Below are 26328 nucleotides of genomic sequence, written 5' to 3'. Positions count from 1 at the left end.
TTTCCCCGGTCGCTGTCCTCTTTGGCGGTCAGGGCACCAGAACCACCTTGCCGACGGTGCCGCGGGACTCCAACGCGCGGTGCGCGGCGGCGGCCTCGGCCAGCGGGAAAGTCTGGACCAGGGGGACCGCGACGCCTTGGCGGCCCAGCTCCAGGGCCTCGTCCTCCAGAACCTTCAGGTTCTCCAGCCCGCCGACCTTGGCGAACAGCGCCGGGCCCAGGATGGTCTCCGAGGTGACGCCGCGCTCCGCCAGTTCCGCCGCCGGCAGCGTGGCGCTGTCGGCGGCGCCCAGGCCCTGGGACGCGTTGCCGTAGGCGAAGTGCGCCCCGCCGGGGGCCAGGAGCCGGATCGCGGCCTCGGCGCGCTCGCCGGCGACACCCTCGAACACATAGCGGGCCGGCCGGTCGCCGAACGCCTCCCGCACCACCGCCGGCCAGTCGGGACGGTCGTAGTCCACGGCCAGATCCGCGCCGAGACCCCGTACCGTCTCGACCTTCGCCGGCCCGCCGGCCGCGCCGACCACCCTGGCGCCACGGTGCCGCGCCACCTGCGTCAACAGCGCGCCGATGCCGCCGGCGGCGGCCAGTACCAGCACGATGTCGCCCGGCTCGATATCGGCGAACCGGAGAATGCCCATCGTCATCCGGCCGGTGCCGAGCAGCGCCACGGCATCGGCCTCCGACAGCCCGTCCGGCAGCGGATGAAGCTTCTCGACCCCGGTGACGGCCAGTTCGGCGTAGCCGCCCGGCACCATCCCCAGATGGGCGGAGACCCGACGGCCGAGCCAGGAACGGTCGACGCCCTCGCCCAACGCGTCGACGGTGCCGGCGACCTCGCGTCCCGGGATGGTGGGCAGCGGCGCCGGCTTCCAGGCGCCGCCGAGCGGGACGCCGCTCCGCAGCGCCGTGTCCACCAGATGCACCCCGGCGGCGGCCACCGCGATCCGGACCTGCCCGGCGGCGGGAACGGGGTCGTCGGCGGGCTCGTAGACCAGGTTCTCCGGCGGGCCGAAGGCGTGTAGACGGATGGCGTGCATGGTGGGCTCCTTGGTTCTGCCTGTGGCATGGGCTGCTGTGCTGGTGTGCGGGGTGCCGCCCGGTGGCGACGGGACCAACACTGGTACTTCAAGGCAAGTTGAAGTCAAGGGGCGGTCGCGGCGGCGGGGTCGACTGTCAGTGGCGGCAGGCAGGATGGGCGGCATGGCGAGTAACAGCGGGCGCGGCGGACGAGGCGGCGGCGGGGTGGTGACGGCCCCTCGGCGGCCGTCGCTGGCGCTGCCGGAGGAGCCGATCCCCTTCGACGCATCGGCGCCCTTCGGGGCCGAAGAGGACTACGACGGCGTGGAGTTCGTCTCCGGCGACTTCACGGGAGCGGACGCCGGCGGGGCCAGCCTGCTGGACTGCGCGCTGCGCGGCTGTGTGCTCGACGGCGTGCGGCTGAAGGGGGCGCGGCTGCTGGACAGCCTGCTCCAGGAGGTGCGCGGCGTCGGCCTCGATCTGATGGACGCGGAGCTGCGGGACGTGGAGATCAGCGACGCGCGGCTGGGCGGGGCGCAGTGCGGCGGCGCCACGTTCACCAGGGTGCTGCTGCGCGGCGGCAAGATGGACTACCTCAACCTGCGGCAGGCCCGGTTGGTCGATGTCACCTTCGAGGGCTGTGTGTTGGTGGAGCCCGACTTCGGCGGCGCGACGCTGGAGCGGGTGTCGTTCGACGACTGCGAGCTGCGCGGCGCCGACTTCTCGTCGGCGACGCTGCGGGACGTGGATCTGCGGGGCGTGTCCTCCCTCGACATCACCCGCGGAGCGGGGCGCCTGGCCGGCGCGGTCGTCACCCCCACCCAACTCCTTGAGCTGGCCCCGGTGCTGGCGGCCGAACTAGGCCTCCACGTAGCCCCTGCCGGGGCGGGCTAAGCCACCCCCGGGCCCCAGGGGGCCCGGGACCCTTGCCCCTGCCGGGGCGGGGCTTGCCACCGAGCCCTTGCCCTTGGCGGGGTGGGCCGGTGCCCCTGGCGGGGCGGGCTTTGCCCTTGGCCGGGCGGGCTCTGCCCCTGGCGGGGGGCCCGTGCCCCCGGCGGGGTGGGCGGTGCCCGTGGCGGGGGCTTGCCGTTGGCGGGGCCCGTGCCCCGGGCGGGGTTTGCCCCTGGCGGCCCGGGACCCCTGCCCCTGCCGGAGGGCTCAGCCCCGGGCGGGGCGGCGCTTGCCCTTGGCGGGGTGGGTTCTGCCCCTGGCGGGACGGGGCTTGCCCCTGCCGGGGCGCTCTGCCCCTGGCGGGGCGGGGCTTGCCACCGAGCCCTTGCCCTTGGCGGGGTGGGCCGGTGCCCCTGGCGGGGCGGGCTTTGCCCTTGGCCGGGGGGTTTTGCCCCTGCTGGGGCGGGCTTTGCCCCTGGCGGCCCGGGACCCCGGCCCGTGCCGGGGCGGCGCTTGCCCTTGGCCGGGCGGGCATTGCCCCTGGCGGGGCGGGCTTTGCCCCCGGCGGGGCCCGTGCCCCCGGCGGGGTGGGCGGTGCCCGTGGCGGGGCGGGCGCTTGCCGTTGGCGGGGCCCGCGCCCCGGGCGGGGTTTGCCCCTGGCGGCCCGGGACCCCTGCCCCTGCCGGAGGGCTCAGCCCCGGGCGGGGCGGGTTTTGCCCGTGCCGGGGCGGCCTTGCCCTTGGCCGGGTGGGTCTTGCCTCTGGCGGGGCGGGCTTTGCCTCTGGCGGGGTGGGCGGTCGACTTGGCGGCCCGGGATCCCGGCCCCTGCCGGGGCGGTGCCTGTCCTTGGCCGGGAGGGTTTTACCTCTGCCGGGGCAGGTTTTGCACCTGGAGGGGTGGGCCTTGTCTCCCGGGCCCGCTGACCCAGCTCCTGCCGGGGCCCGCCCCTGGTGGGGTGGGTTGAGCCGTCCCCGGGGCTCGGGGCTCGGGCCCCTGTCGCTGGCCGGGGCCGGGAAAGGGTGGGTGGGTGGGTGGGTGGGGAAAAGCGTCGGGGTCAGGTGGTGCGGCGGTGTTGGCCGGTGGGGCGGGGGGGGGGGGTCAGCCAGCGGCCGAAGACGGTGGTCGTCGGGCCCACCGCCAGCGGGCCCAGGAGAAGCAGCACCGCGGCGGCGACCGAAGCGCCCAACGCGCTGCCGGCCAGCACGTCGTGCGGGTAGTGCACGCCGACCGCCACCCGCAGCAGCGCGCCCAACGCGGCCAGCGGCAGCGCCACCGCCGCGAGCCGGGGCAGCAGGATGGTGAGGCCGACGCCGAGGGCGACCGCCAGCGTCGAGTGGTTGCTCGGGAAGGACCAGTCGCCCACCGGCGGGCATTCGGCCAGCGCCTGGGCGCCGGGCACCGCCCGGCACGGGCGTTCCTCGTCGACCACCAGCTTCAGCGCCTCGCTCGTGCCATAGGCGGCGAGCATGCCGATCCCGACCACCACGGCGCCGGCGACCCGGCGGGCGTTGCCCTCGCGCAGCCCCTGCCACCACACCCACAGCAGTATCAGGCCGAGGACCACCAGGGTGCCCTCGGTGGCCAGTTCCAGCAGGTGGCCGAACCAGGACGGCGCGTCGGCGACCCGTTCGGTGATCGACTGGTAGATGTCGACCGAGGTGCCGCCCACCACGTGCACCGGCTGGTCGTTCCCCAACCCGCCGGGCGCGAGCCAGAGGATGAGCAGCGCCCCCACGACCAGCGAGGCCGCCGCACCCAGCAGACGACGGCCGGGCCCGCCGAATTCAGGATCTGTTTCCATGGCAGCTGAACGTAGGCCATCCGGGGGTCATCTGCCCAAGCCGGGGTGCGGTTTTCACCAGCGTCAGCGGTCGGACGGCACCGCCTCGGGGACGTGCTGGGCGGCGCCCTGCCCGGACAGCAGGTTGAGCGCGTCGGCCGACGAGTCGTCGTTGGCGGTGTAGATCTCCAACCGGTGGTCGGGGCTGTCGGGTTGGAGCCAGACCTGGTAGTCGACGTTGACCCGGCCGACGGTCGGGTGCCGCAGCCGCATGGTGCCCACGGTGCAGTCGGCGACATCCCCGGTGGCCCACAGCTTGGCGAAGTCGTCGCTGCGCATGGAGAGTTCACCGATCAGTTCGGCCAGCCGACGGTCGGTGGGATAGCGGCCTGCGGTGAACCGCAGGAACGCCACATGGCTGCGGGCGAGTTCGTCCCAGTTCTCGTGCAGATCGCGGGTGTGGGAGTCGAGAAAGAACATCCGGGGGATCGAAGGGCGGCGCGCCGGCTCCTCCGGCGCCCGGAAGTCGACGTGCTCGGCGAGCAGGGCGTGTCCGGTGCTGTTCCATGCCAGCACGTCGCCCCGACGGCCGAGCACGATGGCCGGCGTGATCTGGCCCAGCGACTCCAGCAGGGCGAGCACCCGGGGGTAGAGCCGTTCCCGCTGGTGGCGGACCAGCCGTGGCACCGCACGGCGCAGCGCGAGGTTGTGCAGATGGGTGGTCTCCGCCGGATCGAGCTGGAGGATGCGGGCCAGCGCGTTGAGGACCTGCGGGGAGGCCGTGCCGGCCTGGTCCTGTTCCAGCCGGGTGTAGTAGCCGGCGCTCACGCCGGCGAGTTGGGCCAGCTCCTCGCGCCGGAGGCCGGGAACGCGGCGCGCCGATCCATAGGTGTGGAGTCCGACGTCGGCCGGCGTGACCCGAGCGCGGCGGGTCTTGAGAAACGTGCCGAGGCTCTCCAGTTCCATGCTTTCGAGCGTAGGACGGCCCGAGCCGGCCAGGGTATCCCTGTGGGGTGTACCCACGACGTGGGGCTGGTTGCCCGACCTGCGGCGACTCATCCTCGTGCGCATGAATGAGACTGCTGATACCCACAAGCCCGGACTGCGGGCCTGGCTCGGCCTGGCGGTGATTCTGGGCCCGGTCCTGCTGGTCGCGATGGACGGCTCGGTGCTGTTCCTGGCCATGCCGAAGGTTACGGAAGCGCTCTCGCCGACCGCCGACCAGGCGCTGTGGACGCTGGACATCTATGGCTTCATCGTCGGCTCCCTGCTGATCACCTTCGGCAATATCGGTGACCGGTACGGCCGGTTGAAGCTGCTGATGATCGGGGTGACGCTGTTCGGGCTCGCCTCGTTGGGCGCGGCGTTCGCTTCGAGTCCGGAAATGCTCATCACGTTCCGGGCGTTGATGGGTCTGGCCGGGGCGACGCTGCTGCCCTCGGCGCTCGCGGTGCTCAGCGAGCTGTTTGTCGACCCGAAGCAGCGGGCGCAGGCGATCGGGATCTTCGCCGCCGCGTTCGCCGCCGGGTTCGCGATCGGCCCGGCCGTCGGCGGTCAGCTGCTGAGTCATTTCTGGTGGGGTTCGGTCTTCCTGGTCAACCTGCCGGTGATCGTGCTGTTCCTGGCGCTGGCGCCGGTTCTGCTCCGCGAGGTGGAGGCCTCGCGGCCGGGCCGGATCGACGCGTTGAGCGTGGTGCTGTCCGTGGTCGGCCTGCTGATGAGCATCTACTCCGTCAAGCACATGGCGGCCGAGGGCGTGGACTCGGTCACGGTGGCCATCGGGGTGGTCGGTCTGGTGGTGCTGGCGTGGTTTATCAAGCGGCAGCTTGGACTTGAGCGTCCGCTGATCGAGTTCAGCCTGTTCCGTGACCGGGTTTTCACCATCGCGATCATCACGGGTCTGTTGCCGCTCGCCGCCTGGTCGGCGACCGCCTATCTGTCGGGGGTCTATCTCCAGTCGGTGCTGGGGATCTCCGTGCTGCGCGCCGCGTATCTCACCATCCCCGGTGCGCTGTTGCTGACCGTGACCTGCATTGTGACGCCGATGCTGGTCGCCCGCATCGGCAAGCGGACGGCGCTGGTCACCTGCCACTTCTTCATCGCGGTCGGGCTTCTGCTGCTGCTGCCCATCGCCTCGTCCGGCGGGGTGGGTTGGTATATCGCGTCCACGGTGCTCGCCGGTGTGGGCTACGGCATCTCGTTCAGCCTGGTCGCGGAGACCGCCGTGGCCGCCGTGCCCAGCGAGCGGGCCGGGTCGGCCGCCGCGATCGCCGAGACCAGCAACGAGATCGGCAACGCGCTCGGTATCGCGCTCCTCGGCTCGCTGTCCGTGCTGATCTTCCGACTGCAGGGGCCCGATCTGGCCGGTACCTTCGGCGAGACGATCGATCTTCCCGGGCTCGCGCCCGTGGTGATCGACCAGGCGAAGGACGCCTTTGTCAACGGTCTGCGGGTGGTCGCCGTCGCCGCCAGCGTCCTCCACGCGGTCCTCGGCCTTCTCACCCTGCGTTGGGTTCCGAAGGTCCTGGCCGACGAGGAGGGAGCCGCCCCCGATGACGAGGGTCCGAAGGCCGCTGTCGCCGATGCCGTCGCCCCCGGCGGCGCCGAGGAGGCCGGCGTTCGCTAGCCGGGCCCGCCCCGACACACGCCAAGGGGACGGAGCATGCCGCCGGTGGCACGCTCCGTCCCCTTCGACCGTGAGGCCCCGCGCGCTAGTCGGCCTGGACCGGCAGGATCTCGAAGAGCTTGTAGGTGACGTCATGGCCCTTCAGGTTGCGGGCCGAGCTGTCCAACAGGTTCAGCCGCACGCCGGATTCGGCGGCGACCCTGGTGACCCGGTCGATATCGCCCAGGGTGTTGAAGGTGACCAGGGCCCGGCCGCCGGGCAGCAGCCGGTCGTGCGCCTGGGAGAGGTAGCGGCCGAGGGCCTGATAGCCCCGGTCGAAGATCGCCCATTCGACGTCCCTGGTGAACTCGAACTCCGCCGGCGCCTCGAAGACGCTGCAGTTCCAGAAGACCATGTCGAAACGGTCATCGGCGTCCAACTCCGCAAAGACATCGCTCCGCAAGGTTCTGACCCGGTCGCCGACGCCGTGCAGTTCGGCGTTCCGAGCGGTGCTGCCCACGGCGGTGTCCGTGATGTCGGTGGCGGTGACGGAGGCGCAGCCGCCCCGGAGCGCGGCCCAGATCGCGGTGACGCCCGCCCCGCTGCCGATCTCCAGGAAACGGCCGCCCTCGGGATAGGGGATGGCGGTGGTGTACCACTCGGTGCCGGTTCCCCGGTGCGGGGCGTAGGTGCCGGGCAGCACCTCCCACTCCAGGTCGAACAGCTCGAAGGTGGTGGGCACGCTCTTGCCGCTGCCCAACTGCTCGACGAGATCCATCCCGAGTCGGTAGCGCTCCTCGGGCGTTCTGGAAACGGATGCCTGGGTCATGATGCTCCCTTGCTGGCTTGCCGGTCGGGGGTTGGCGAGGGGGTGCGGGTCAGTCCTGGGCGGCGAGGAACGGGCGCAGATCGTCGGCGTACTTGCGGATGAGTTCCGCCGAGACGCGCGGGATGTCGCCGTCCTGGCCGATTCCGGCGTTCAGGACGGCGGCCCGGAACCGGGTGGACGGGATGGCGGATCCGGGGACGACGGGCTCGGGGCTGGCGTATCCGTGGAGGAGGGGCAGCAGGGAGTGCTGCCTGCGCTGCTCCGGCAGGGCCCGCAGGGCCGACTCGAAGCGCAGCAGCCAGCCGTCGTAGTCGGCCACCCGGTCGATCCGGTGGCCCGCCTCGTTCAGCCAGTCGACGAAGGTGTCCAGCGAGATCCCGTCGTCGTGCGGGTTCACCAGGCTGAAGGTGCGATAGCCGGTCGCGGCGTGCGCCCCCAGCGCGACGACGGCGGTGGCGGTGAAGTCCACGGGCAGGCCGTCGTAGTGCGCCCGTTCCGGCCGGCCGGTCTCGTCGGCGCGGTAGAAGGTGTGCGGCGCGATGCCGGTGGCGACCAGGCTGAAGAGCAGCCTGGTGAAGGCGTCGGGGACGTTGAGCTGCCCCGGGTAACGGCTGTGCGCGAGGATCATGTTGGACCGGAAGGTGGTGACCGGAAGGCCGCACCGGTCGTGCGCCTCCCGCAGCAGCACCTCGCCGGCCCACTTGCTGGTCGCGTAGCCGCTGGCGTACCCCTCCTCGACGCGCTGCACCGGGACGGCGGCGCGCACGTCGGAGTCCTCGTCCAGGGCCGGCCCGCCGGTCCACGAGGTCGCGACGGCCACGCTGGAGACATAGGTGAACGGCTTGAGGCGGCCGGTGAGGGCCAGCCGGATCAGCTCCGCGGTGCCGACCACGTTGGCGTCGAACAGGTGCTGGTACGGGAGGACATGGTTGACCAGGGCGCCGGCGTGGACGATGGTGTCCACCTCGTCGGCCAGCCGCCGCCAGGTCTCCTCGTCGAGGCCGAGCCGCGGCTCGGCCAACTCGCCGGCGACGACCTCCAGATGGGCGTCGGCCAGCTCCTGGAACCGTCGGGTCAGCGTCTGGTCGCCGGAGGACAGGGCCTCGTCGAGGCGCTTCCTGGCCGCGACCGCGCTCCCGCCGCGCACCACGCAGACGAGCCGGCCGCCCGTGCGGGAGAGTCGCTCCAGCCATTCGAGGCACAGGAAACGGCCGAGATAGCCGCTCGCGCCGGTGAGCAGCACAGTCCGTGGCTCGTCCGCAGGGCGCGGCAGGGAGCCGGCCGCCTCGACGGTGTCGGCGTCGATGAACTTCTCCAAGGTGAGATCGGCGGCGTGCACCTCGGGGCTCTCCGCCCCGTGCACCGACGCATAGGTCACCTGCGGGGGACCGGCGGCGCGTTTGGCCTCGATATGGGCGGCCAGTTGCCGCAGATCGGTCGCCGGGCTGATGACCAGATCGACGGGGACGCGGACGTCGAAGGTGTCGCGCAGCAGGTTGGCGAAGGACACCGCGCTCAGTGAGTCGCCGCCGAGGTCCCGGAAGTGGGCATCCGGGCTTACCTCCGTCAGGGCACCGCCGAGCAGGGCGCGGGCGGCCCGCTGGACCGTCTCAAGAACGGGCCGGGTCGCCCCCAGGCGGCGCACCGTGGTCAGCTCGTCCGCCTCCTCGGCGGCGATAGCGGAGTACAGCGCCTCAAGCCGCTCGCGGTACCGCTGGACGAGCTGCGGCCTGCGGCGCTTCCTGTGGTCCGACAGCAGCCCGTTCGCCTGGCTGAACGGCTCGGTCTCGACCAGGAAACCACGAGGAATCTCATACGAGTTGAGCCCCTGGTCCCTGGCGATCCGCTGGAACGAGTCGCGCAGCAGACCGCGGAACTCCTCCTCGCCGCCGAACTCCGCGAGCGGGCCCGAGGGAACGACCACGGCGAGCAGATAGGACCGCTCGCCGTTTCCGTAGACGAATATCTGCCGTACCAGTGGACTCACCGAGAACACGGCTTCCAGATGGGTGGTGGCCACGAACTCGCCCTGGGAGAGCTTCAACACGCTGTTCCGGCGGTCCACGACGGAATGCCGGCCGGGGGCGAACTCGGCGACGATGTCGCCCGTCCGGTAGTAGCCGTCGTCGTCCAGGAGTTCGGCGCTCAGCTCGGGCTGCTTGTAGTAGCCGGGAATGATGGCGTCGGTCTTCAGCAGGAGTTCACCGCGCGGATACGGGGTGTCCGTTCCGAAGTAGCCGAGTTCGGGGACGTCGAGAAGTTTGTAGTCGACCACGGGGGGCCGGATCAGCTCGCCGTTGACGGAGATCGCGGCGGCCTCGGTGGAGCCGTAGATGATGTTCAGATCGAAACCGAGCAGGGATTCGACAAACTCGCGCAGTTCGTCGGAGAGCGGCGCCGAGCCGCAACTGGCCCAGGCGATACGGCCGCCGAGGATGTTCTCCCGCATATGCTTTCTGACCTCGGCGCCGACCGTATCGGAATCGCCGTCCCCGCCGCCTTCGCCGAGGTAGGGGCCGAGTTCGCTCCGGTACTTCTGGAAGAGCATCTCGCAGACGCGCGGCACCAGGGATATCTCGGTTGGCCTGGCCAGCGCGATGTCGTCGAAGAAGGTGGACAGATCGCTGGCGGCCGTGAAGTACGTGATCCCGCCGCGCGCCAGGGTGTTCTTCAGCGACGAGTGCCCGGCCACATGGCTCATCGGCATGTAGTGGAAGGTGACGGCGTGCTCGTCCGAGAACAGCTTCGCCCAGGCGCCGCCCCACATGGCGCTGGCCAGCCGTTCGGTGTACATGGCGCCCTTGGGCGTGCCGGTGCTGCCCGAGGTGTAGATCAGCAGCGCGAGCGGGTCGTCGCCGTCGTCCGGCGTGTACAGCGGCGCCGCCGGCAGCGCCGATCCCCGGTCGACGATATCCGGCAGGGCGTCGAGCATCGCGGCATGGCCGCCCCTGACCAGGCGTTCCCTGGCGGCGGCGAACGCCTCGGTCTCCTCGACCAGTTGCGGACGGTGGTCGAAGACGACGATCCGCCGGACCGAAGGGCTCTTCAGCGTCAGCTCGACCGCCGTGTCCAGGCGTTCCAGGCTGGTGGCCATCATGGCGGGCTCGGTCTCCTCGACGATGGCGCCGAGCTGGGCCACCGGGGAGCTGGTCTGGAGCGGGACGCCGACCGCGCCGAGATGCACACAGGCCAGATCGACCACCGAGTACTCGATGCTGGAGAACCCGAGAAAGACGACCCGTTCACCGGCCCGCAGCGGACTTTCCGGATGGTGGTGCCATTCGGCCGCCACCGACCGTATGCGACCCCACAGTTCGCCGAACGTCATCAGCTCGTAGCGCGGTAACAAGTTCAGCGAAAGGCGCCCGCTTTCCGGATCCCGGACGAACTCCCGGGCGCGTTCACCGACGGCCGGTCGGTCCGCGTAGCGCTCCATTATCTCTGCCATCAATCGCGCGAGTCGCATTCTGGTTCTCCCCATCCCATGACCGTTACGCTCGTTTACCGAGATACGCATGAATGGTGCCCGGCCGCAATCTAACCAGGGGTGGGACCACCCGCTGTGGAAGGGGAGCAGGATCTGTCAAGTCTGTTCGGACGGCATGCCCTGTCCTTACGGATACCTGACGGACTACGACCCGAACCGTTGTTTCTCCGGCGTCAGTCCGGCAACAGTACGTTTCCTCGGAGAGGTGAACTTGTCGGTGGCGGAGCCGTGTCCGTGCCGCCGACGGCACATCATTGCTCAATGTCTTTGAACGGCGCGAGCAGGGCCCTTGACGGAACCGAATGGCCAGCTGGGGGATATTCGATGATCGACACACTGTCCCGACTCCGCTCCACGCCCGCGCTCCAGCAGCCCGACTGGGCTCACCATCCGGAGATCGACGAGGTCAGAAAACTTCTGGAAGGCATGCCGGCCCTGGTGGACGCCGAGGCGGTGCACCGGCTCCGTACCCTCCTGGCGGAGGCCGCGGCCGGCCGTCTCGGGGTCGTCCAGATCGGCGACTGCGCCGAGGACCCGGCCGAGGCGACCCCCAACGACGTCCGCCGCAAGACCGCGCTGCTCGATGTCCTCGCGGGCACCCAGAAGTTGGCGGCCGGCAAGCCGGTGCTGCGGGTCGGCCGGATCGCCGGGCAGTTCGGCAAGCCGCGCTCGTCCCCCGTCGAACGCGTCGGGGACCGCGAACTCCCCGTCTACCGGGGGCATATGGTCAACCGGCCCGAGCCCGACCCGGAGCTGCGGAAGCCGAACCCATGGCATCTGCTGGCCGGTTACCGGGCCGCCAGCGACATCATGCACTTCCTGGGCTGGCGCGGCACCGAGAGCCGGCCGGGGCTCGAAGCGCCGGTGTGGACCAGCCATGAGGCGCTGCTGCTCGACTACGAACTGCCGCTGCTGCGCCGCGAACCGGACGGCACGCTGCTGCTGACCTCCACCCACTGGCCCTGGGTGGGTGACCGCACCCGGCAGCTGGACCACGCGCATATCGCGCTGCTCGCCGCGATCTCCAACCCGGTCGCCGTCAAGGTCGGTCCGACCTGGCGGCCCGACGAACTGCTGGCGCTCTGCGAACGGTTGGACCCGCGACGTCAGCCGGGCCGGCTCACCCTGATCGCCCGGATGGGCGCCGACCGGATCGGCCGGGCGCTGCCCCCGCTGGTCAGGGCGGTGGCCGGGGCCGGCTTCCCGGTGCTCTGGCTGTCCGACCCCATGCACGGCAACACGGTCAGCGCCGCCGACGGGCTCAAGACGCGCTTCGTCGGGACCGTCGTCCGCGAGCTGCGCGAGTTCCAGGAGATCGTGGCGGAGAGCGGCGGCGTCGCGGCCGGGCTCCATCTGGAGACCACGCCGGAGGACGTGACGGAATGCGCGTGGGACGCCGACGACGTCGAACGCCTCGGCGACAAGTACGTCAGCTTCTGCGATCCGCGCCTCAACCCCCGGCAGGCCGTCGAGGTGGTGCTGGCCTGGCGCGGCTGAGCGACCAGGACCGGCCGCCGGACCACCACGACGATCCGCACCCCTCGCTATCGCACGAGCAAAGGACCTCATCGACTATGCCCGGTATTCCCCCGGTCGCGCCGTACCCGATGCCGGCGGAGCCCGATCTGCCCGACAACACCGTGCACTGGACGCCGGATCCACGACGGGCCGTGCTGCTGCTCCACGACATGCAGGAGTACTTCCTCAAGCCCTTTCCACCCGCCGAGGAACCCGGCGGCTCGCTGCTCGCCAACGCGACGGCGCTGCGCGAACGCTGTGTCCGGCTGGGCGTCCAGGTGGCCTACACCGCCCAGCCCGGCGGGATGACGCCCCAACAGCGCGGCCTGCTCAGCGACTTCTGGGGCCCCGGCATGCGGGCCGCGCCCGAACACCGGGGCGTGGTCGCCGGACTGGCCCCCGGGCCCGACGACTGGCTCTTCACCAAATGGCGCTACAGCGCCTTCGTCCGGTCCGACCTGCTGGAACGGATGCGGGCCGGCGGACGCGACCAGCTGATCGTCTGCGGGGTGTACGCGCATGTCGGGGTGCTGATGACGGCGGTGGACGCGTTCAGCCACGATATCCAGCCGTTCCTGGTCGCCGACGCCACCGCCGACTTCTCCCCCGACGACCACCGACTCGCCCTCTCCTACGCGGCGCGGCGCGCCGGCCGGGTACTGACCACCAGGACCCTGCTGGACGAACTCGGCCGGGCCGACGTGCCGCAGCCGGCGCACCGCCCCGGAACGGAGCGGATATGACCGCTTCGGAGACGGGTTCCGAGCACCCGGTGGACCCGCTGGCCCGGGTGCTCGACGGCGGCACGGAGGCGTTCGTGCTGCTGCACCGCCCCGAGTGGTCGGGCCCCGGGGTCCTTGAGGTGCTGACCGGGGACATGGCCGAGGTCGCCGCGCTCGCCGACCTTCCGCTGGCCGAAGTGCCGGGCGAGGGCGAGGAGTTGTTCGTTCTTGTCCCCTACGGTCAGATCGCCGAACGCGGCTTCGAGGTGCGCCCCGACGGCGAACCGTTGCTCGCCATGGCCGTGCGCGGATACGCCGCGCTGCCGCTCGGGGAGCACCTGCGCCGGCTGCCCGCCGATCCGATCAAGATCGAGGACGGCCGGTTCGACATCGGGGACGCGGCCTACGCCGATATCGTGCGCCGGGTGATCGGCTCCGAGATCGGCACCGGAGCGGGCGCCAACTTTGTCATCAAGCGCACCTTCACCGCCCAACTCCCGGACTTCTCACGGCATATGGCGCTGTCGTTCTTCCGGCGGCTCCTGGAGCGCGAGGTCGGCGCCTACTGGACGTTCCTCGTGCACACCGGCGGGCGCACCTTTGTGGGGGCGACCCCGGAGCGGCATCTCAGCATCCGCGACGGCCAGGCCGTCATGAACCCGATCAGCGGCACCTACCGCTATCCCGCCGGCGGCCCCAGCCTCGAAGGGGTGATGGACTTCCTCGCGGACCGTAAGGAGGTCGACGAGCTGTACATGGTCGTCGACGAGGAGCTGAAGATGATGGCCCGGGTCTGCCCGGGCGGCGTCCAGGTGGTCGGCCCCCGGCTCAAGGAGATGGCCCGGCTGGCGCACACCGAGTACTTCATCAAGGGCAGCACGGACCGGGACGTCCGCGACATCCTGCGCGAAACCCTCTTCGCGCCGACGGTCACCGGCTCCCCGCTGGAGAACGCCGCGCGGGTGATCAGCCGTTACGAGCCGGTCGGCCGCGGCTACTACAGCGGGGTGGCCGCCCTCATCGGCCGGGACGCCACCGGCGGGCGCACCCTCGACTCCTCGATCCTGATCCGCACCGCCGATATCGACGCCACGGGACGGATGGGCATCGGGGTCGGGGCGACGCTGGTGCGGCATTCGGACCCCGATGCCGAGGTGGCGGAGACCCTGGCCAAGGCGTCCGGGCTCCTCGCGGCGCTCGGCGAGCACGAGCCGACCCGTTTCGGCTCCCACCCCTCGGTCAGCGCGGCGCTGGACCGGCGGAACGAGACCATCTCCCGCTTCTGGCTGCACGGCCCCGACCACGGCGACGAACCGGGGCGGCTCCTCGCCGGCCGCGACGTTCTGGTGGTGGACGCCGAGGACACCTTCACCGCGATGATCGCCCACCAGGTCCGCTCCCTCGGCTGCGAGGTGACGGTGCGCAGGTTCGACGAACCGTACGACGTGTCCGCGCACCAGCTGGTGATCGTGGGCCCGGGACCCGGCGATCCGGCCGAGAGCGGCCATCCCAAGATCAGGCGGCTGCGCACCACCATCGCCCAACTCCTCGCGGAGCGCCGGCCGTTCCTGGCCGTGTGCCTGAGCCATCAGGTGCTCTGCGCCCTGCTCGGGCTGCCGCTGCGACGCCGACCGGCGCCGAACCAGGGGGTGCAGCGCGAGATCGACTGGTTCGGCCGGCCGGAACGCGTCGGCTTCTACAACACCTTCGCCGCCCACGCCGACCAGGATCTGCTCGCGCACCCGCCGCACGGGACGATCGAGATCAGCCGCGATCCGGCCACCGGCGAGGTGCACGGACTGCGCGCCGGCGGCTTCGCCTCGACGCAGTTCCACGCCGAGTCGGTGCTGACCCAGAACGGTCCCCGGCTGATCGCCTCGCTGCTGGAGGGGCTGGCCGCATCGCCCGTGCCCTGATCACCCGCCACGCCCTGTGGCCCCCTGCCCCGCGCCCCCGCGCCCCGCGCCCCGTGCCCTCCCGGGCGCGGGGCGCACGCCGTTGTGCACTCCGGCGACGCGCGCTCCGGAAGGTACTACTGGATTCGTCGTTACGAGTTGACGAAGTCGTGTCTGACCGCCCCCGTTCTGCCCGGACGTAACTTTATGATCACCGAGGTCTTAGTTCAGCCCTGGATTGACCGAGGAGGAGTGCGTTTTGACCGCATCGGCCGCGGCCGAGCCCAGTCCGCCCTGGCCGCCCGCGCAGGACAAAGAATGCACGGGCATAGTCGCCTACAGCGAACGGGTCTTCGGCCATCTACCGCGCAGCGATCAGCGCCGCTGGGCCGCCACTTATCTTTGTGGCCTGCTCCGCACTCCCGGCCGCAAGACGGCGGGACGCATGGCCCGGCATTTGGCGCTGTCCGGCAGCGCCCCCCAGGCATTACAACAATTCATCACCGCCAGCGCCTGGGACTGCACGGCGTCACGGGTGGAACTGGCCCGCATCGTCTCCGCCCTCCTGCCCGGCGCCGTCTGGACCGTCGGCCTGGTACGGCTGCGTAAACGGGGAACGCACTCCGTCGGGCTGCGGCGGCGCGTTCTCACCGAGACCGGGCAGCGCGTCGACTGCCAGGTCGGTGTCGGCCTGTTCCTCGGCGACGGCCACCACAGCATTCCGGTGTCCTGGCGGCTCCTGTTGGACGACGCCTGGTGCGGCGATCCGGAACGCCGTCGACGCGCCAGGATCCCGGCCGATGTCACCTTCCGGCCCGAGTGGGCCCTCGCGCTGGAGATGCTGGACGAGCTGACGGCGTCCGGGGTGGCCACCACCGCGCCCCTGGTCTACCGGCTGAGCCACGCCGACAGCGCCTGCCATCTGGTCGACTATCTCGCCCGGCGGGACCGGGACTTCGTCCTTGAGGTGGCCCCCGACCAGCCACTCAGCGCGGTCCTGCCGGGAGGCGCGCCCCGCGCGGGCGCCCCCGGACTGCCGAGCAGCGCCGCCGCCGTCGCCCAGGCCGACCGGCCGGCGGCGACGTCCACCCGCCCCGGCGAGCCGCAGCTCTCCATGACCGAGGTGTTGCTCTCCGCCACCGATCCCTCCGCGACTGCGAACCAGCAAACGCAGCGGCTGGTCGCGGAGCACACCGGGAACCCCCGTTTCTGGATCACCTCGACGCACCGCGCCGGGCCCGGCACCGTCCGCGCGCTGGCCCACCATTCGACGGTGACCGACGCGGCGGTGCGGCGTATCCACGAGGAGTTGGGGCTACTGGACTTCGAGGGACGTTCCTTCCCCGGCTGGCACCACCATATGACCCTTGCCTCCGCCGCCTACCTCTATCACCACCCGGCCGTGCCGCTCGCCCCCGACCGGATGTGATTCCGCCTCCCCGCGAGCTGTTGTTCCCGAGAAAACGCACCGCGGCAGTCAACTCCACGAAGCCGTCCGGATCCACGTAACAGTGAGGACAGCCATGATTGACGTCGATCTGCACGACTCAGGCGCCCGACTGGACAATCTCGCTCCATCTGGTTCCGCCTTTCTGAAGGCGGTTCTCGCCCAACTCGGCTCGGTGCTGTTCACCTCACTCCCCAGGAGCGACCAGCGCATAAAAGGCATGCAGTACCTGCGGGGTTTACTGGAGACCCCGGGGCGAAAATCGATCCGTAACATCGCAGCGCTGCTCGACGGCCAGGTTTCCGAGCAGAACCTGCACCATTTCATCTGCGACTCCACCTGGGACTGGACCCCGATACGCCGAACCCTGGCGGCCTTTCTGATGGGGGCGTTCGCGCCCCAGGCATGGGTGGTCAAACCGCTTATCATTCCCAAGGCCGGACAGCATTCCGTGGGAGTGGACCGGCACTACTTCCCCGCCCTGGGACAGACGTTGAACGCGCAGCACGCCATCGGGGTGTGGGCGGTCTCCACGGAGATGAGCGTTCCGGTCAACTGGCGTCTCCATCTGCCGAGTCACCGATTAGTGAGAGACCCGAGGTGCCGTCAGGTCCCGCGCGGCGGCCGCGCCTCGGGGGAGACGTTGGCGGAGTGCGTGGCCGCGGCCACCCTGGACACCGCGATGGAATGGGGGCTGCCCACCCGCCCGGTCGTGCTGGACATCGACGAGGCGCACATGGCCGCCGCCTACGAGGCGCTCGACGCCGCCGGGGTGCCGCTGCTGGCCCGGGTCGGCAGGGGCTTCCAGTTCACCGTGGCCGATCCCGCGCTCTCCTTCCAGCCGGGGAGGCTGCTGCCGGCCCAACAGATCATGTGCATGGCGCGGAACATGAGACGTCCCGCGCTGGACCGGAACGGCGCCTCCGGGCCCAGACAGCCGACCCTGGCCGCCGCCGTGAACGTCGGCCTGCCCTCGCACCGCTACGGCAGAAACCCCGCCGCCGTTCCGAGCGGGAAACTGCTGGGCACCGGTCGGGACGCCAGGAACTGGCCGACCGAGCTGTGGTTGACCAATATCGCCGACGCGTCGCCGACCTTCCTCGCCGAACTGCGGCGGCTCACCGACCGGGTCGACGAGGACTTCGCAAAAGTGACGGACCGGGTGGGCATAAGGGACTTCACCGGCCGCTCGTTCAACGGCTGGCACCGCCATATCACCCTGGTCTCGGTCGCGCACGCGGCCCTCGCGCTGGCCCATGTCTCCCCGCCGCCCCCCTGGACCTCGGGGACCGACCCGACCGACCGACCCGCCCCGACCGACCGGACCGCCGGCACCGACCGACCCGCCCCGACCGACCGACCCGCCCGCACCGATCACGCGGAATGCGCCGAACGGGCCGAGCGGGCCGAACGGACGCAGCTGGTCGGCTCGTTCCCGCGCTCCTCGTGGCACGGCGCGGCGGCGGCGGCCGTCCGTTCCGGCGTCTCCGCCGCCGGCACCGCCGCGCCGTAGCGCCACTGTGGCGGGCGTCATATCGAGCCCGTGTCAGGGATCGGCGGGCAAGACTCGTCTGCTGGCCGTCGCCCGTTCGGCGACGGCCGGTGTTGACTTGGAGCGCGCTCTCACACCTACCGTGACGGCCATGGCAGACGCGATCACACTCACCACACCACAGCGGAAGATCAACTCCGGGTTCGGGAAGCGCAGCACCGCCGCCGACGTGCTGCGGGGGATCGACCTCTCCGGCACCTGGGCGCTGGTGACCGGCGGTTACTCCGGCATCGGCCTGGAGACCACCAGGGCACTGGCCGGCGCCGGCGCCCGGGTGATCGTGGCCGGCCGGCGGCCGGCCGAGGCGGAACGAACGGTCGGCGACCTGCCCGGCGTGGAGATCGCCGAGCTGGACCTGGGCGACCTGGACAGCGTCTCCCGCTTCGCCGACGGCTTTCTCGCCTCCGGGCGGGCGCTGCCCGTCGTGATCAACAACGCCGGGATCATGGCCAGTCCGGAACGGCGGGTCGGCCCGGGCTGGGAGTCCCAGTTCGCCACCAACCACCTCGGGCACCACGCCCTGGTGAACAGGCTCTGGCCGGCACTCGTCCGGGCGTCGGGCGCCCGGGTGATCTCGGTCTCGTCCGCCGGACACCGCGGTTCGCCCATCCGTTGGGACGATGTGCAGTTCGAGCGGGGATACGACAAATGGCTGGCCTACAGCCAGGCCAAGACGGCCAATGTGCTCTTCGCCGCCTGGCTGGACCGCCTCGGGCGGGACGCGGGGGTGCGGGCGTTCTCCCTGCACCCGGGGGCGATCCTCACCCCGCTGCAACGGCACCTCCAGCGGCGGGAGATGGTCGATCGCGGCTGGGTCGACGCCGAGGGACGCGGGATCGACCCCAACTTCAAGACACCGGAGCAGGGCGCCGCCACCCAGGTCTGGGCGGCGACCTCCCCCCTGCTCGCCGGTCTGGGCGGCGCCTACTGCCAGGACTGCGATATCGCCGACGCCTCGGACGTCGAGGAGTACGCCATCGACCCGGAGCAGGCGGCCAGGCTCTGGGCCTACTCGGCCGAACTGACGGGCGTGAACGCCTTCGCCGACGTGCCCTAGGGTGCGCCCGTTCGTTCGGCGTCAACCTCGGCGTCAGCCGCCGGCCGGTGCCACCAGCTCGCCGAGCAGCGGCACCCCGCCGAGCAGTGTCCGGGCGTTCGCGCCCCCGCTGATCGGGCCCGTGACCAGGTCGGTGCCCACCGGCTTGAAGTCGGCGATCTGGGTGCCGACCGAGTTGTCCAACGGATCGGTCCCCGTGTTGGCCAGCGGGTACAGCCGCAGATCGAGGGCCGGATCCAGGGCGCTGCCCAGGGACTGCTCCGTGACATCGGTGGTGGTGGACAGGGTGGAGCCGACCGTCTCGGGCAGCGAGGCGGCGCCGGTGGCGGCGGAGGCGGCGCCGGCGCCGGCGGCGAGCAGCGCGCCGGTCGCGGTGGCGGTGACGGAGGCCAGGCGCAGCGTGCGTGCCGCGCGGGAGTGCTGAGTCATGGCACGCACCGTAGTTGGCCGACCCCGTCCCGCTCACCTCGCGGTCCGGGGATGTCCCCCGAACGAGTAGCGGGGGCATCCGGGACAATGGCCGGGTGACACGTGCCTCGCTGGAGAAGCAACCCAAGGACGTCGCCGCCATGTTCGACGCGGTGGCGGCGCGCTACGACCTCACCAACGACGTTCTCGCCATGGGCCAGAACCGCCGCTGGCGCAAGGCGGTGGTGCGCGCCGTCGCCCCGCGCCCGGGGGAGTTCGTCCTCGATCTGGCCGCCGGCACCGGCACCTCGTCCGAACCGTTCGCCGCCGCCGGCGCCTTCACGGTGCCCTGCGACTTCAGCCAGGGCATGCTGGCCGAGGGCAAACGGCGCCAGCCGTGGCTCCCGTTCACCGCCGGGGACGCCACCCGGCTGCCGTTCGCCGACGGCGCGTTCGACGCGGTGACGATCTCCTTCGGGCTGCGCAATGTCGCCGATCCGGACGCCGGGCTGCGGGAGCTGCTGCGGGTCACCAAGCCGGGCGGCCGGCTGGTGGTGTGCGAGTTCAGCCACCCCACCTGGGCCCCGTTCCGCACCGTCTACACCGAGTACCTGATGCGGGCGCTGCCGGCCGTGGCCACGCGGGTCTCCAGCAGCCCCGACGCGTACACCTATCTCGCCGAGTCCATCCGCGAGTGGCCCGACCAGCCGGCGCTGGCCCGCCGGTTGCTCGACGCCGGCTGGGAACGGGTCGCCTGGCGCGATCTGACGGGCGGCATCGTCGCCCTGCACCGGGGCACCAAGCCGGGCGCGTAGCCGCCCCGGCCGCTGCGCCGGCCCCGGGCACCCGGGGACTAACGGGGGGCTCCGCCGGGCAGGCGTTCGTTGGGGCCCGACCCGCCGTCCGGGCCCGACCCGCCGTCCGGGCCCGACCCGCCGTCCTCCGGGCGCGGCGGCGGATGCCGATGCCGCCGGCCCCGTCGGGCCGCCGACGCGCGGGGCCACCCGCCGAATAGACTCCAGCACTGTCTGCCTCTGACGCCGATGGGAGAGCCGAACGTGGCTGAGACCGCCGAGAAGACCCCCTCCGAACACACCGCCGACGTGATTGTGGTGGGGGCCGGGCCAGCAGGCTCCACGACCGCCTACCACCTCGCCCAGTCCGGACTCGACGTGGTCCTGTTGGAGAAGACCGCCTTCCCCCGGGAGAAGGTCTGTGGCGACGGCCTCACCCCCCGGGCCACCAAGCAGCTGATCGCCATGGGGATCGACGTCTCCGAAGAGGCCGGCTGGCTGCGGAACAAGGGGCTGCGCATCCTCAGCGGCGGCCAGCGGGTCCAGCTGGACTGGCCGGAGTTGGCGTCGTTCCCCGACTACGGGCTGGTCCGCAAGCGCGACGACTTCGACGAACAGCTGGCCAGGGCGGCCGAGAAGGCCGGCGCCAGGGTCCACGAGCGCTGCAATGTCTCGGCGCCGATCCGCGACGAACGCACCGGTCGGATCATCGGCGTGGAGGCGAAGCTGGGCCTGGAGAAGACCCCCACCACCTTCCGCGCCCCGGTGGTCGTCGCCGCCGACGGCAACTCCTCCCGGCTCTCCCTCGCGATGGACCGCCACCGCGACGAGCGCCGCCCCATGGGCGTCGCCGTCCGGACGTACTTCACCACCCCGCGCCACGACGACGACTATCTGGAGTCCTGGCTCGAACTCTGGGACCGGCGCGGCGACAAGCCCAAGCTGCTGCCCGGCTACGGCTGGGTGTTCGGCATGGGCGACGGCACCTCCAACGTCGGCCTCGGCGTCCTCAACAGCTCGCCGGCCTTCCGCGATCTGGACTGGCGCGAGGTGCTGCGCGCCTGGTGCGCCAGCATGCCGGAGGAGTGGCAGTTCACCCCCGAGCACATGACGGGCCCGATCCGGGGCGCGGCGCTGCCGATGGCGTTCAACCGCAAACCGCACTACGGGCGCGGCCTGATGCTCGTCGGCGACTCCGGCGGCTTGGTCAACCCGTTCAACGGCGAGGGCATCGCCTACGCCATGGAGTCGGGCCGCACCGCGGCCGAGGTGATCAGCCAGGCGCTGGCCCGACAGAGCCCCACCCAACGGGAGTTGGCGCTGCTCGGCTACTCCAAGGTGCTGCGCGAGACATATGGCGGCTACTACACGATGGGCCGCGCCTTTGTGAAGATCATCGGCAACCCCCGGGTGATGAAGCTGGCCGCCGAACGTGGCCTCAGCCACCCGATGCTGATGCGCTTCCTGCTGAAGCTCCTCGCCAACCTCACCGACCCGGCCGGCGGCGACGCCTCCGACCGCGTCATCAACGGCCTCACCAAACTGGCCCCCCGCGCCTGACCGTTCCCCGCCCCCGACCTCCGGCGACAGCCCGGGGGCGGGGGTGGAACAGATCCTCTGGGACGTGGCCACCGGCTCGCAGGCGCGGACAACCGCCGACCCCCGTGGTGGGTGGACCGTCGTACAGCGCGGCCCCGTCCGTCTGTGGGACCGCGTCGAGCGGGCCGTGGGGCGGTGGCGGGCCGCCGGCGCACCGCACCAGGAGGGGTTCGGCATCACCGTCTCGGTCACGGGGCAGCGGGTGTGGATCGGCGCCGAGGACGGTCCGGGTTGGGACCTGCCGATCTGACGCGCGGTGGTCCCGCCCACCGCCCCCCCGGTATCCGGCGGCAGGCCGGAGCCGGGGCGCGGCGGCGCTTGGCGTGTGCCGCGTCAGAGGACGCGGACGGCGCCCGAGGGGGCGTCCCAGTCGAGGTCGCGTTCGACCACGCCGGTGGAGGAGTTCTGGGCGCCGACGAAGGTGCCGTTGCCGGTGTAGATGGCGACGTGGTACGCGCTGCTCGGGCTGCCGCCCCAGTAGAGGATGTCGCCCGGCTGGAGCGCGTCCAGCGAGACGGGGGTGCCGGCGGCGGCCTGGGCGCCGGAGACGCGGGGGAGCGAGACGCCGACCGTCTGGAACGCGGCCTGCACCAGGCCGGAGCAGTCCCAGCTGTCGGGTCCTGTGCCGCCCATGACATAGGCGTCGCCGAGTTGGGCGCGGGCGAAGTCGATGACGGCCGCCGCGCCGCCGGAGGCGGGCGCCGACTGGGTCTGGACCCGCGGCTCTTCGGCGGCCGGCGCCGCAGACTCCTGCTCGGCGGCCTCCGCTTCGGCCGCGGCTTCGGCCTCGGCCTGGGCGGCGGCCGCGGCCTCCTCGGCCGCCAACCGCTCGGCCTCGGCGCGGGCTTCCGCCTCGGCGCGCTGCTCGGCGGCCGTGCGCTGGGCGGCGACGATGGCCCGCTCCTGGGCCCAGGCCAGGGTGCGACGTTGCTCGGTGTGGGTGGCCAGGTCCTCGGTGGCCTGGAAGGCGAGGGTGTTGCTGGGGGCCAACGCGGCGGTGACCGTGGGCAGTTCGCCGGTGGACTCGGCGGGCTGCTCGGTCGCGGACGCGGGACCGGCCGTGCCGGTGACCGCGACCGAGCCGACCACGCCCGTGAGGACGCCGCCACGTATCAGGCGCAGGCCACTGATGCGGGAGGTCCGGGGTTTGCGGTGCCGGCCTCGGTAACGGATTGGGGACATGGGAACAACGGCTATCAGCCGTTCGGGGTTGATCTCAATTGCCGTGGAATCGGCCACACTCGACGTGTACGCGACGAGTTGAGGGGTTATTTGCCCGAAGTGTCGCTTGCGCGGCAAGTTGATCTTTCCGGCCAAATAGCCGGGCTGTTCTGCGGATTGTCCGTTTTCCGGCGGGTGGCCGAAGGGCTAACACGTAAACCCCCTACGGATCAATGTTGCCCTCTTGTTACCGAACCGTCCTGTGGCGCACCTCACGAAACCCCGCCCGGCGGGGCGGTGCCCCGGGCCCCGGGTGGTGGACGGGTGCGGAGCCGGCCGTCGCGCCCACGGCCGACTCCGCTGCCGGGAGCGTGCCGGGAACGTGTCGGGAGCGTGGCGGAGAGGGATGATGATTCGGGTCGGGTGGCCGTCTCGGTGAACACCCCCGCCGCTCGACGGATTTCGAGAGTGGGGATGTGCCGGCAAGGAGGACAGGGATGTTCGGAACGGGGGAGGCGTAGCCGTGCGCGACCAACTTCTGGGGGGACGTTATCGGTTGGTGCGAGAGCTGGCTGAAGGCGGAATGGGGGAGGTGTGGGAGGCGCGGGACGAGAGGCTCGGCCGGCCCGTCGCCGTCAAGATGGTGTCCCTGCTCGCCGGCGGCGGGCACCGGGGCGACGAGGCACGCGCCAGATTCCTGCGCGAGGCACGGCTCACCGCCCAACTCCAGCACCCCAACATCGTCACCATCCACGATCTCGGCGAGACCGGCACAGGCGAGGACACCGTCCCCTTCCTGGTGATGGAGCTGATCCGAGGGGAGGGCCTGGACGCGAAGCTGCTCCGGGGCCCCACCGCCCTGCCCGATGCGGCCCGATGGGGCGCGCGGATATGCGACGCGCTCGCCGAGGCGCACGATGCCGGGGTCATGCACCGGGACATCAAGCCCTCCAACATCCTCGTCACCCCTGCCGGCGATGTGAAGGTCCTTGATTTCGGCATCGCTCGGGCGGCCGACCCCCACGCGACCGCGGGTCGACTCACCAGGACGGGCTTCATCGTGGGCACCCCGGCCTACATGGCCCCCGAACAGGCCAGAGGCGTCGCCGAACCGAGCAGCGACCTGTACGCGCTCGGCTGCCTCCTGTTCGAACTGATCACGGGGCGGCTGCCCTTCCGGGCGCCCGACGCCCTGGGCTACGTCTCGGCGCATCTCACCGACGAGCCACCCGCACCGAGTTCGGTCTCCGAGGTCGTCCCACGCGCCTGGGACGACCTCCTGCTCACCCTGCTGCGCAAGGACCCGAAGCGGCGGCATCGGAGCGCCGCCGATCTCGCCGAGGCACTGCGCCGACTCGAACGCGCCCCGCAGCCCCCACCGTCGGCGGGCGACCGCACTCGACACGACCCGACGCCGGGGGCTCCCGCCCCCCGGGAGAGCGAACCGCCCACGCGGGAGGGCACCGCGGCCACGCGGATCCAGGAGCGGCGAGGCGCCCCGCCCGCGTACGGGAACGACGCACCGGTCGACGGCCGTGCCGCGATCACCTCGGTGACGCTGGCCCTGCTGTGCGTTCCGCCGCTCCTCTACATGATCTTCATGACCATCACCTACCTCCAGTACCGCTCCGCGCCGACCGGGGCGATCCTGGCGAACATGGTGGTGGGCATCGTGGAGGCGGTCCTGCTCGTTCTGGGCGCGCTGTCGCTGTTCCGGCGCCGAACCGCCGGACGCCGGATCATCGCGACGGCCGGTGCCATGACGGCCGCGCACTGCCTGAGCGCCAGCGCGCAGCACCAACTGCTGGGCGGGCCGGAGAGCGTCGAGGTGTTCGCCGTCTTCGTCGCTCCGCCGGTAGCCGTCGCCGCGGGCGTCGCCGCGATCTTGGCCGTACTCCCGTCCACCCGCCGCTGGTGCCTGCGCGGGCCTGACCGCTCGGCAGCCCTCCCGTAGTCGGACCCACCCCGTCCCCGCCCCCTCACGACAGCCACTGGTCGTACGCGAGGCGGGCGACCAGGGCGGTGACGACGGTGAGGAGGACGGCGCGGATGAAGGTGTTGCCTCGGGTGAGGGCCATGCGGGCGCCGGTCCAGGCGCCGGCCATGTTGAACACGGCCATGGCGGGGGCGAGTTGCCACAGCACCGTGCCATGGGCGGCGAAGACGGCCAACGCCCCGAGGTTTGTTCCGACATTCACGATCTTGGCAGTGGCGGTCGCACGCAGCATCGACATGTGCAGAAGCCCCACCAGACCGATCACCAGAAACGTTCCGGTGCCCGGGCCGATCAGTCCGTCGTAGAAGCCGATGCCGACGCCGATCAGCAGCAGCGCGCCCAGGGTTCGGCGGCGGGACGGGACGCGGGGCGCGGTGCCGTCGGGGGTGAGGCCGAAGCGGGGGCGGAGCACCACGAAGCCCGCGACGCCCAACAGCACCACCATGATCAGGGGTTGCAGCGCCTCCTTGCTGACCGCCGAGGCGAAGAGCGCGCCGCCGGCCGCCGCGAGCAGGGCCAGGCCGCCGAGGCGGAGCGCCAGCCGGCGGTCCAGCGGCGCTTTTCGGGCATAGGTGACGGCCGCGATGGAGGTGCCGGTGACGGCGACCGCCTTGTTGGTGCCCAGGGCGTAGGTGGGGGAGCTGTCCGGCAGACCGATCAACAGCGCGGGGAGCAGCAGCAGTCCGCCGCCGCCGACCACCGCGTCGATCCAGCCGGCCAGGGCCGCGGCCACACAGAGCAGCACGGCCGCGGTGAGGGATATGTCTGACACGTGCCACCACTCTAGAACCGGGGTCCATCCCGGTCGAGCCGGTGACGGAGTGCGGACGCGCATCCGTTGGTGGCGTCATGACCTGGGCTATATCACCGGCCGGTTCCCTTCGCGAATTTGCTTGGTATGTGCATCAAGTGGTACGAGCCGGGCGTTCGAATCGCCCCCCAAGTGCCGTCATCCGGGGCTTGTTCAGCGCATCGTTGTTAAATGACGACGACAGGTGAAAAGTCATGCGGTGGTGCGCATTGGGGGAAATGGGCGGGTGGGAGAGATCACAAACTTCTTGGGCGACCCCGTGTCGAAGGTCACAGGGGTCCGGGCATAGGATGCTCTGCAGCCTTGTGAACTGACTCACATAGCGATGATCTTCGTGGTAGCGCAGTCGCCGACGACTGGAAGGAGCGAGGTGGCGTGAACGCGTATGTGCCCATCCTCGTACTGGGCGCCCTAGCGGCGGGATTCGCCGTCTTCTCCGTGGTCGCGGCCGCGTTGATCGGCCCCAGGCGGTACAACCGCGCCAAACTGGACGCCTACGAGTGCGGCGTCGAGCCCACCCCGCAACCCGCAGGCGGCGGGCGGTTCCCCGTCAAGTACTACCTGACGGCGATGTTGTTCATCATCTTCGACATCGAGATCGTCTTTCTCTATCCCTGGGCCGTGCACTTCGACGCGCTGGGGATGTTCGGGCTCGTGCAGATGTTGGTCTTCGTCGGCCTGATCGGCGTCGCCTACGCGTACGACTGGCGGCGAGGGGGCCTTGAGTGGGACTGAGGACACGGGCGTCGAGCGCCGGGAC

Annotated in this window: 21 protein-coding genes; 13 read left to right on the top strand and 8 right to left on the bottom strand. The window is 71.4% G+C overall.

Annotated features, from left to right (window positions below; genetic code table 11):
- Positions 1-28 precede the first annotated feature (28 nt).
- A complete protein-coding gene (locus tag AOM46_RS09175; RefSeq protein ID WP_062207895.1) occupies positions 29-1036 on the bottom strand; it encodes a zinc-binding dehydrogenase in 1008 nt (335 codons plus the stop codon).
- Between the two features lie 163 nt (positions 1037-1199).
- Here AOM46_RS09175 and AOM46_RS09170 point away from each other — a divergent pair, with 163 nt between their 5' ends.
- Positions 1200-1910 (top strand): pentapeptide repeat-containing protein, encoded by a 711-nt coding sequence (locus tag AOM46_RS09170; RefSeq protein ID WP_078856626.1) that lies wholly within the window; start codon positions 1200-1202, stop codon positions 1908-1910.
- 1051 nt (positions 1911-2961) lie between these two features.
- On the opposite strand, the gene AOM46_RS09165 is transcribed toward AOM46_RS09170, so the two are convergent.
- The gene (locus AOM46_RS09165) at positions 2962-3708 is read right to left on the bottom strand and encodes a phosphatase PAP2 family protein (RefSeq protein WP_067226010.1); all 747 of its coding nucleotides are present in this window, start codon (positions 3706-3708) and stop codon (positions 2962-2964) included.
- A gap of 63 nt (positions 3709-3771) precedes the next feature.
- Entirely contained in the window at positions 3772-4653 is an 882-nt protein-coding gene (locus tag AOM46_RS09160; RefSeq protein ID WP_062207892.1) for a helix-turn-helix domain-containing protein, read from the bottom strand.
- Positions 4654-4756: 103 nt separating this feature from the next.
- Here AOM46_RS09160 and AOM46_RS09155 point away from each other — a divergent pair, with 103 nt between their 5' ends.
- A complete protein-coding gene (locus AOM46_RS09155) occupies positions 4757-6313 on the top strand; it encodes an MFS transporter (RefSeq protein WP_062208743.1) in 1557 nt (518 codons plus the stop codon).
- An 85-nt stretch (positions 6314-6398) separates the two neighbouring features.
- Here AOM46_RS09155 and AOM46_RS09150 read toward each other — a convergent pair whose 3' ends face one another.
- Positions 6399-7121, bottom strand: a complete 723-nt coding sequence (locus tag AOM46_RS09150) for a methyltransferase (protein ID WP_067226009.1) — start codon at positions 7119-7121, stop codon at positions 6399-6401.
- Between the two features lie 49 nt (positions 7122-7170).
- Positions 7171-10587 (bottom strand): carboxylic acid reductase, encoded by a 3417-nt coding sequence (gene car, locus AOM46_RS09145; RefSeq protein ID WP_304952208.1) that lies wholly within the window; start codon positions 10585-10587, stop codon positions 7171-7173.
- Positions 10588-10932: 345 nt separating this feature from the next.
- On the opposite strand from car, the gene AOM46_RS09140 reads away from it, so the two are divergent.
- The 6 genes from AOM46_RS09140 (at position 10933) to AOM46_RS09115 (ending at position 18799) form a co-directional block, all read left to right on the top strand.
- Positions 10933-12105, top strand: a complete 1173-nt coding sequence (locus AOM46_RS09140) for a 3-deoxy-7-phosphoheptulonate synthase (protein WP_078856624.1) — start codon at positions 10933-10935, stop codon at positions 12103-12105.
- A gap of 77 nt (positions 12106-12182) precedes the next feature.
- Complete coding sequence (locus AOM46_RS09135; protein WP_062207884.1) at positions 12183-12869, top strand: isochorismatase family protein; 687 nt, start codon at positions 12183-12185, stop codon at positions 12867-12869.
- Positions 12866-14764 (top strand): anthranilate synthase family protein, encoded by a 1899-nt coding sequence (locus tag AOM46_RS09130; RefSeq protein ID WP_062207882.1) that lies wholly within the window; start codon positions 12866-12868, stop codon positions 14762-14764. The genes AOM46_RS09135 and AOM46_RS09130 overlap by 4 nt, the downstream gene beginning before the upstream one ends.
- A gap of 217 nt (positions 14765-14981) precedes the next feature.
- A complete protein-coding gene (locus AOM46_RS09125) occupies positions 14982-16172 on the top strand; it encodes a transposase (RefSeq protein WP_078856623.1) in 1191 nt (396 codons plus the stop codon).
- 94 nt (positions 16173-16266) lie between these two features.
- A complete protein-coding gene (locus tag AOM46_RS09120; RefSeq protein WP_234313688.1) occupies positions 16267-17703 on the top strand; it encodes a transposase in 1437 nt (478 codons plus the stop codon).
- Between the two features lie 130 nt (positions 17704-17833).
- The gene (locus AOM46_RS09115; RefSeq protein WP_062207878.1) at positions 17834-18799 is read left to right on the top strand and encodes an SDR family NAD(P)-dependent oxidoreductase; all 966 of its coding nucleotides are present in this window, start codon (positions 17834-17836) and stop codon (positions 18797-18799) included.
- A 33-nt stretch (positions 18800-18832) separates the two neighbouring features.
- Here AOM46_RS09115 and AOM46_RS09110 read toward each other — a convergent pair whose 3' ends face one another.
- A complete protein-coding gene (locus AOM46_RS09110) occupies positions 18833-19228 on the bottom strand; it encodes a hypothetical protein (RefSeq protein WP_062207875.1) in 396 nt (131 codons plus the stop codon).
- Between the two features lie 95 nt (positions 19229-19323).
- On the opposite strand from AOM46_RS09110, the gene AOM46_RS09105 reads away from it, so the two are divergent.
- From AOM46_RS09105 to AOM46_RS09095, 3 genes are all read left to right on the top strand, one after another.
- A complete protein-coding gene (locus AOM46_RS09105; protein WP_062207873.1) occupies positions 19324-20022 on the top strand; it encodes a demethylmenaquinone methyltransferase in 699 nt (232 codons plus the stop codon).
- A gap of 228 nt (positions 20023-20250) precedes the next feature.
- Positions 20251-21561, top strand: coding sequence for a geranylgeranyl reductase family protein (locus tag AOM46_RS09100; RefSeq protein WP_062207870.1), 1311 nt, complete (start codon positions 20251-20253; stop codon positions 21559-21561).
- A 43-nt stretch (positions 21562-21604) separates the two neighbouring features.
- Positions 21605-21850, top strand: coding sequence for a hypothetical protein (locus tag AOM46_RS09095; RefSeq protein ID WP_062207867.1), 246 nt, complete (start codon positions 21605-21607; stop codon positions 21848-21850).
- Positions 21851-21933: 83 nt separating this feature from the next.
- On the opposite strand, the gene AOM46_RS09090 is transcribed toward AOM46_RS09095, so the two are convergent.
- Positions 21934-22782 (bottom strand): C40 family peptidase, encoded by an 849-nt coding sequence (locus AOM46_RS09090; protein ID WP_062207864.1) that lies wholly within the window; start codon positions 22780-22782, stop codon positions 21934-21936.
- Positions 22783-23320: 538 nt separating this feature from the next.
- Here AOM46_RS09090 and AOM46_RS09085 point away from each other — a divergent pair.
- The gene (locus tag AOM46_RS09085) at positions 23321-24715 is read left to right on the top strand and encodes a serine/threonine-protein kinase (RefSeq protein WP_234313686.1); all 1395 of its coding nucleotides are present in this window, start codon (positions 23321-23323) and stop codon (positions 24713-24715) included.
- 25 nt (positions 24716-24740) lie between these two features.
- On the opposite strand, the gene AOM46_RS09080 is transcribed toward AOM46_RS09085, so the two are convergent.
- The gene (locus AOM46_RS09080) at positions 24741-25529 is read right to left on the bottom strand and encodes a TSUP family transporter (RefSeq protein ID WP_062207859.1); all 789 of its coding nucleotides are present in this window, start codon (positions 25527-25529) and stop codon (positions 24741-24743) included.
- A gap of 414 nt (positions 25530-25943) precedes the next feature.
- Between AOM46_RS09080 and AOM46_RS09075 the strand changes: the two genes are divergently transcribed.
- The gene (locus AOM46_RS09075; protein ID WP_062207856.1) at positions 25944-26303 is read left to right on the top strand and encodes an NADH-quinone oxidoreductase subunit A; all 360 of its coding nucleotides are present in this window, start codon (positions 25944-25946) and stop codon (positions 26301-26303) included.
- Positions 26304-26328: the final 25 nt, after the last annotated feature.

Source organism: Streptomyces sp. NBRC 109706 (genome assembly GCF_000974485.1).
In the GTDB taxonomy this organism is placed as follows: domain Bacteria; phylum Actinomycetota; class Actinomycetes; order Streptomycetales; family Streptomycetaceae; genus Streptomyces.
The sequence above is the reverse complement of the archived record's forward strand: the minus strand, read 5'-3'. Positions and strand labels throughout refer to the sequence as shown.

Excerpts from the sequence above, each read along its gene's own strand:
- AOM46_RS09115 (WP_062207878.1), top strand. The coding sequence starts at position 17,834 with ATGGCAGACGCGATCACACTCACCACACCACAGCGGAAGATCAACTCC.
- AOM46_RS09150 (WP_067226009.1), bottom strand. The coding sequence starts at position 7,121 with ATGACCCAGGCATCCGTTTCCAGAACGCCCGAGGAGCGCTACCGACTC.
- AOM46_RS09090 (WP_062207864.1), bottom strand. The coding sequence starts at position 22,782 with ATGTCCCCAATCCGTTACCGAGGCCGGCACCGCAAACCCCGGACCTCC.
- AOM46_RS09165 (WP_067226010.1), bottom strand. The coding sequence starts at position 3,708 with ATGGAAACAGATCCTGAATTCGGCGGGCCCGGCCGTCGTCTGCTGGGT.
- car (WP_304952208.1), bottom strand. The coding sequence starts at position 10,587 with ATGCGACTCGCGCGATTGATGGCAGAGATAATGGAGCGCTACGCGGAC.
- AOM46_RS09120 (WP_234313688.1), top strand. The coding sequence starts at position 16,267 with ATGATTGACGTCGATCTGCACGACTCAGGCGCCCGACTGGACAATCTC.
- AOM46_RS09140 (WP_078856624.1), top strand. The coding sequence starts at position 10,933 with ATGATCGACACACTGTCCCGACTCCGCTCCACGCCCGCGCTCCAGCAG.
- AOM46_RS09175 (WP_062207895.1), bottom strand. The coding sequence starts at position 1,036 with ATGCACGCCATCCGTCTACACGCCTTCGGCCCGCCGGAGAACCTGGTC.
- AOM46_RS09170 (WP_078856626.1), top strand. The coding sequence starts at position 1,200 with ATGGCGAGTAACAGCGGGCGCGGCGGACGAGGCGGCGGCGGGGTGGTG.
- AOM46_RS09135 (WP_062207884.1), top strand. The coding sequence starts at position 12,183 with ATGCCCGGTATTCCCCCGGTCGCGCCGTACCCGATGCCGGCGGAGCCC.
- AOM46_RS09130 (WP_062207882.1), top strand. The coding sequence starts at position 12,866 with ATGACCGCTTCGGAGACGGGTTCCGAGCACCCGGTGGACCCGCTGGCC.
- AOM46_RS09160 (WP_062207892.1), bottom strand. The coding sequence starts at position 4,653 with ATGGAACTGGAGAGCCTCGGCACGTTTCTCAAGACCCGCCGCGCTCGG.
- AOM46_RS09100 (WP_062207870.1), top strand. The coding sequence starts at position 20,251 with ATGGGAGAGCCGAACGTGGCTGAGACCGCCGAGAAGACCCCCTCCGAA.
- AOM46_RS09110 (WP_062207875.1), bottom strand. The coding sequence starts at position 19,228 with ATGACTCAGCACTCCCGCGCGGCACGCACGCTGCGCCTGGCCTCCGTC.
- AOM46_RS09155 (WP_062208743.1), top strand. The coding sequence starts at position 4,757 with ATGAATGAGACTGCTGATACCCACAAGCCCGGACTGCGGGCCTGGCTC.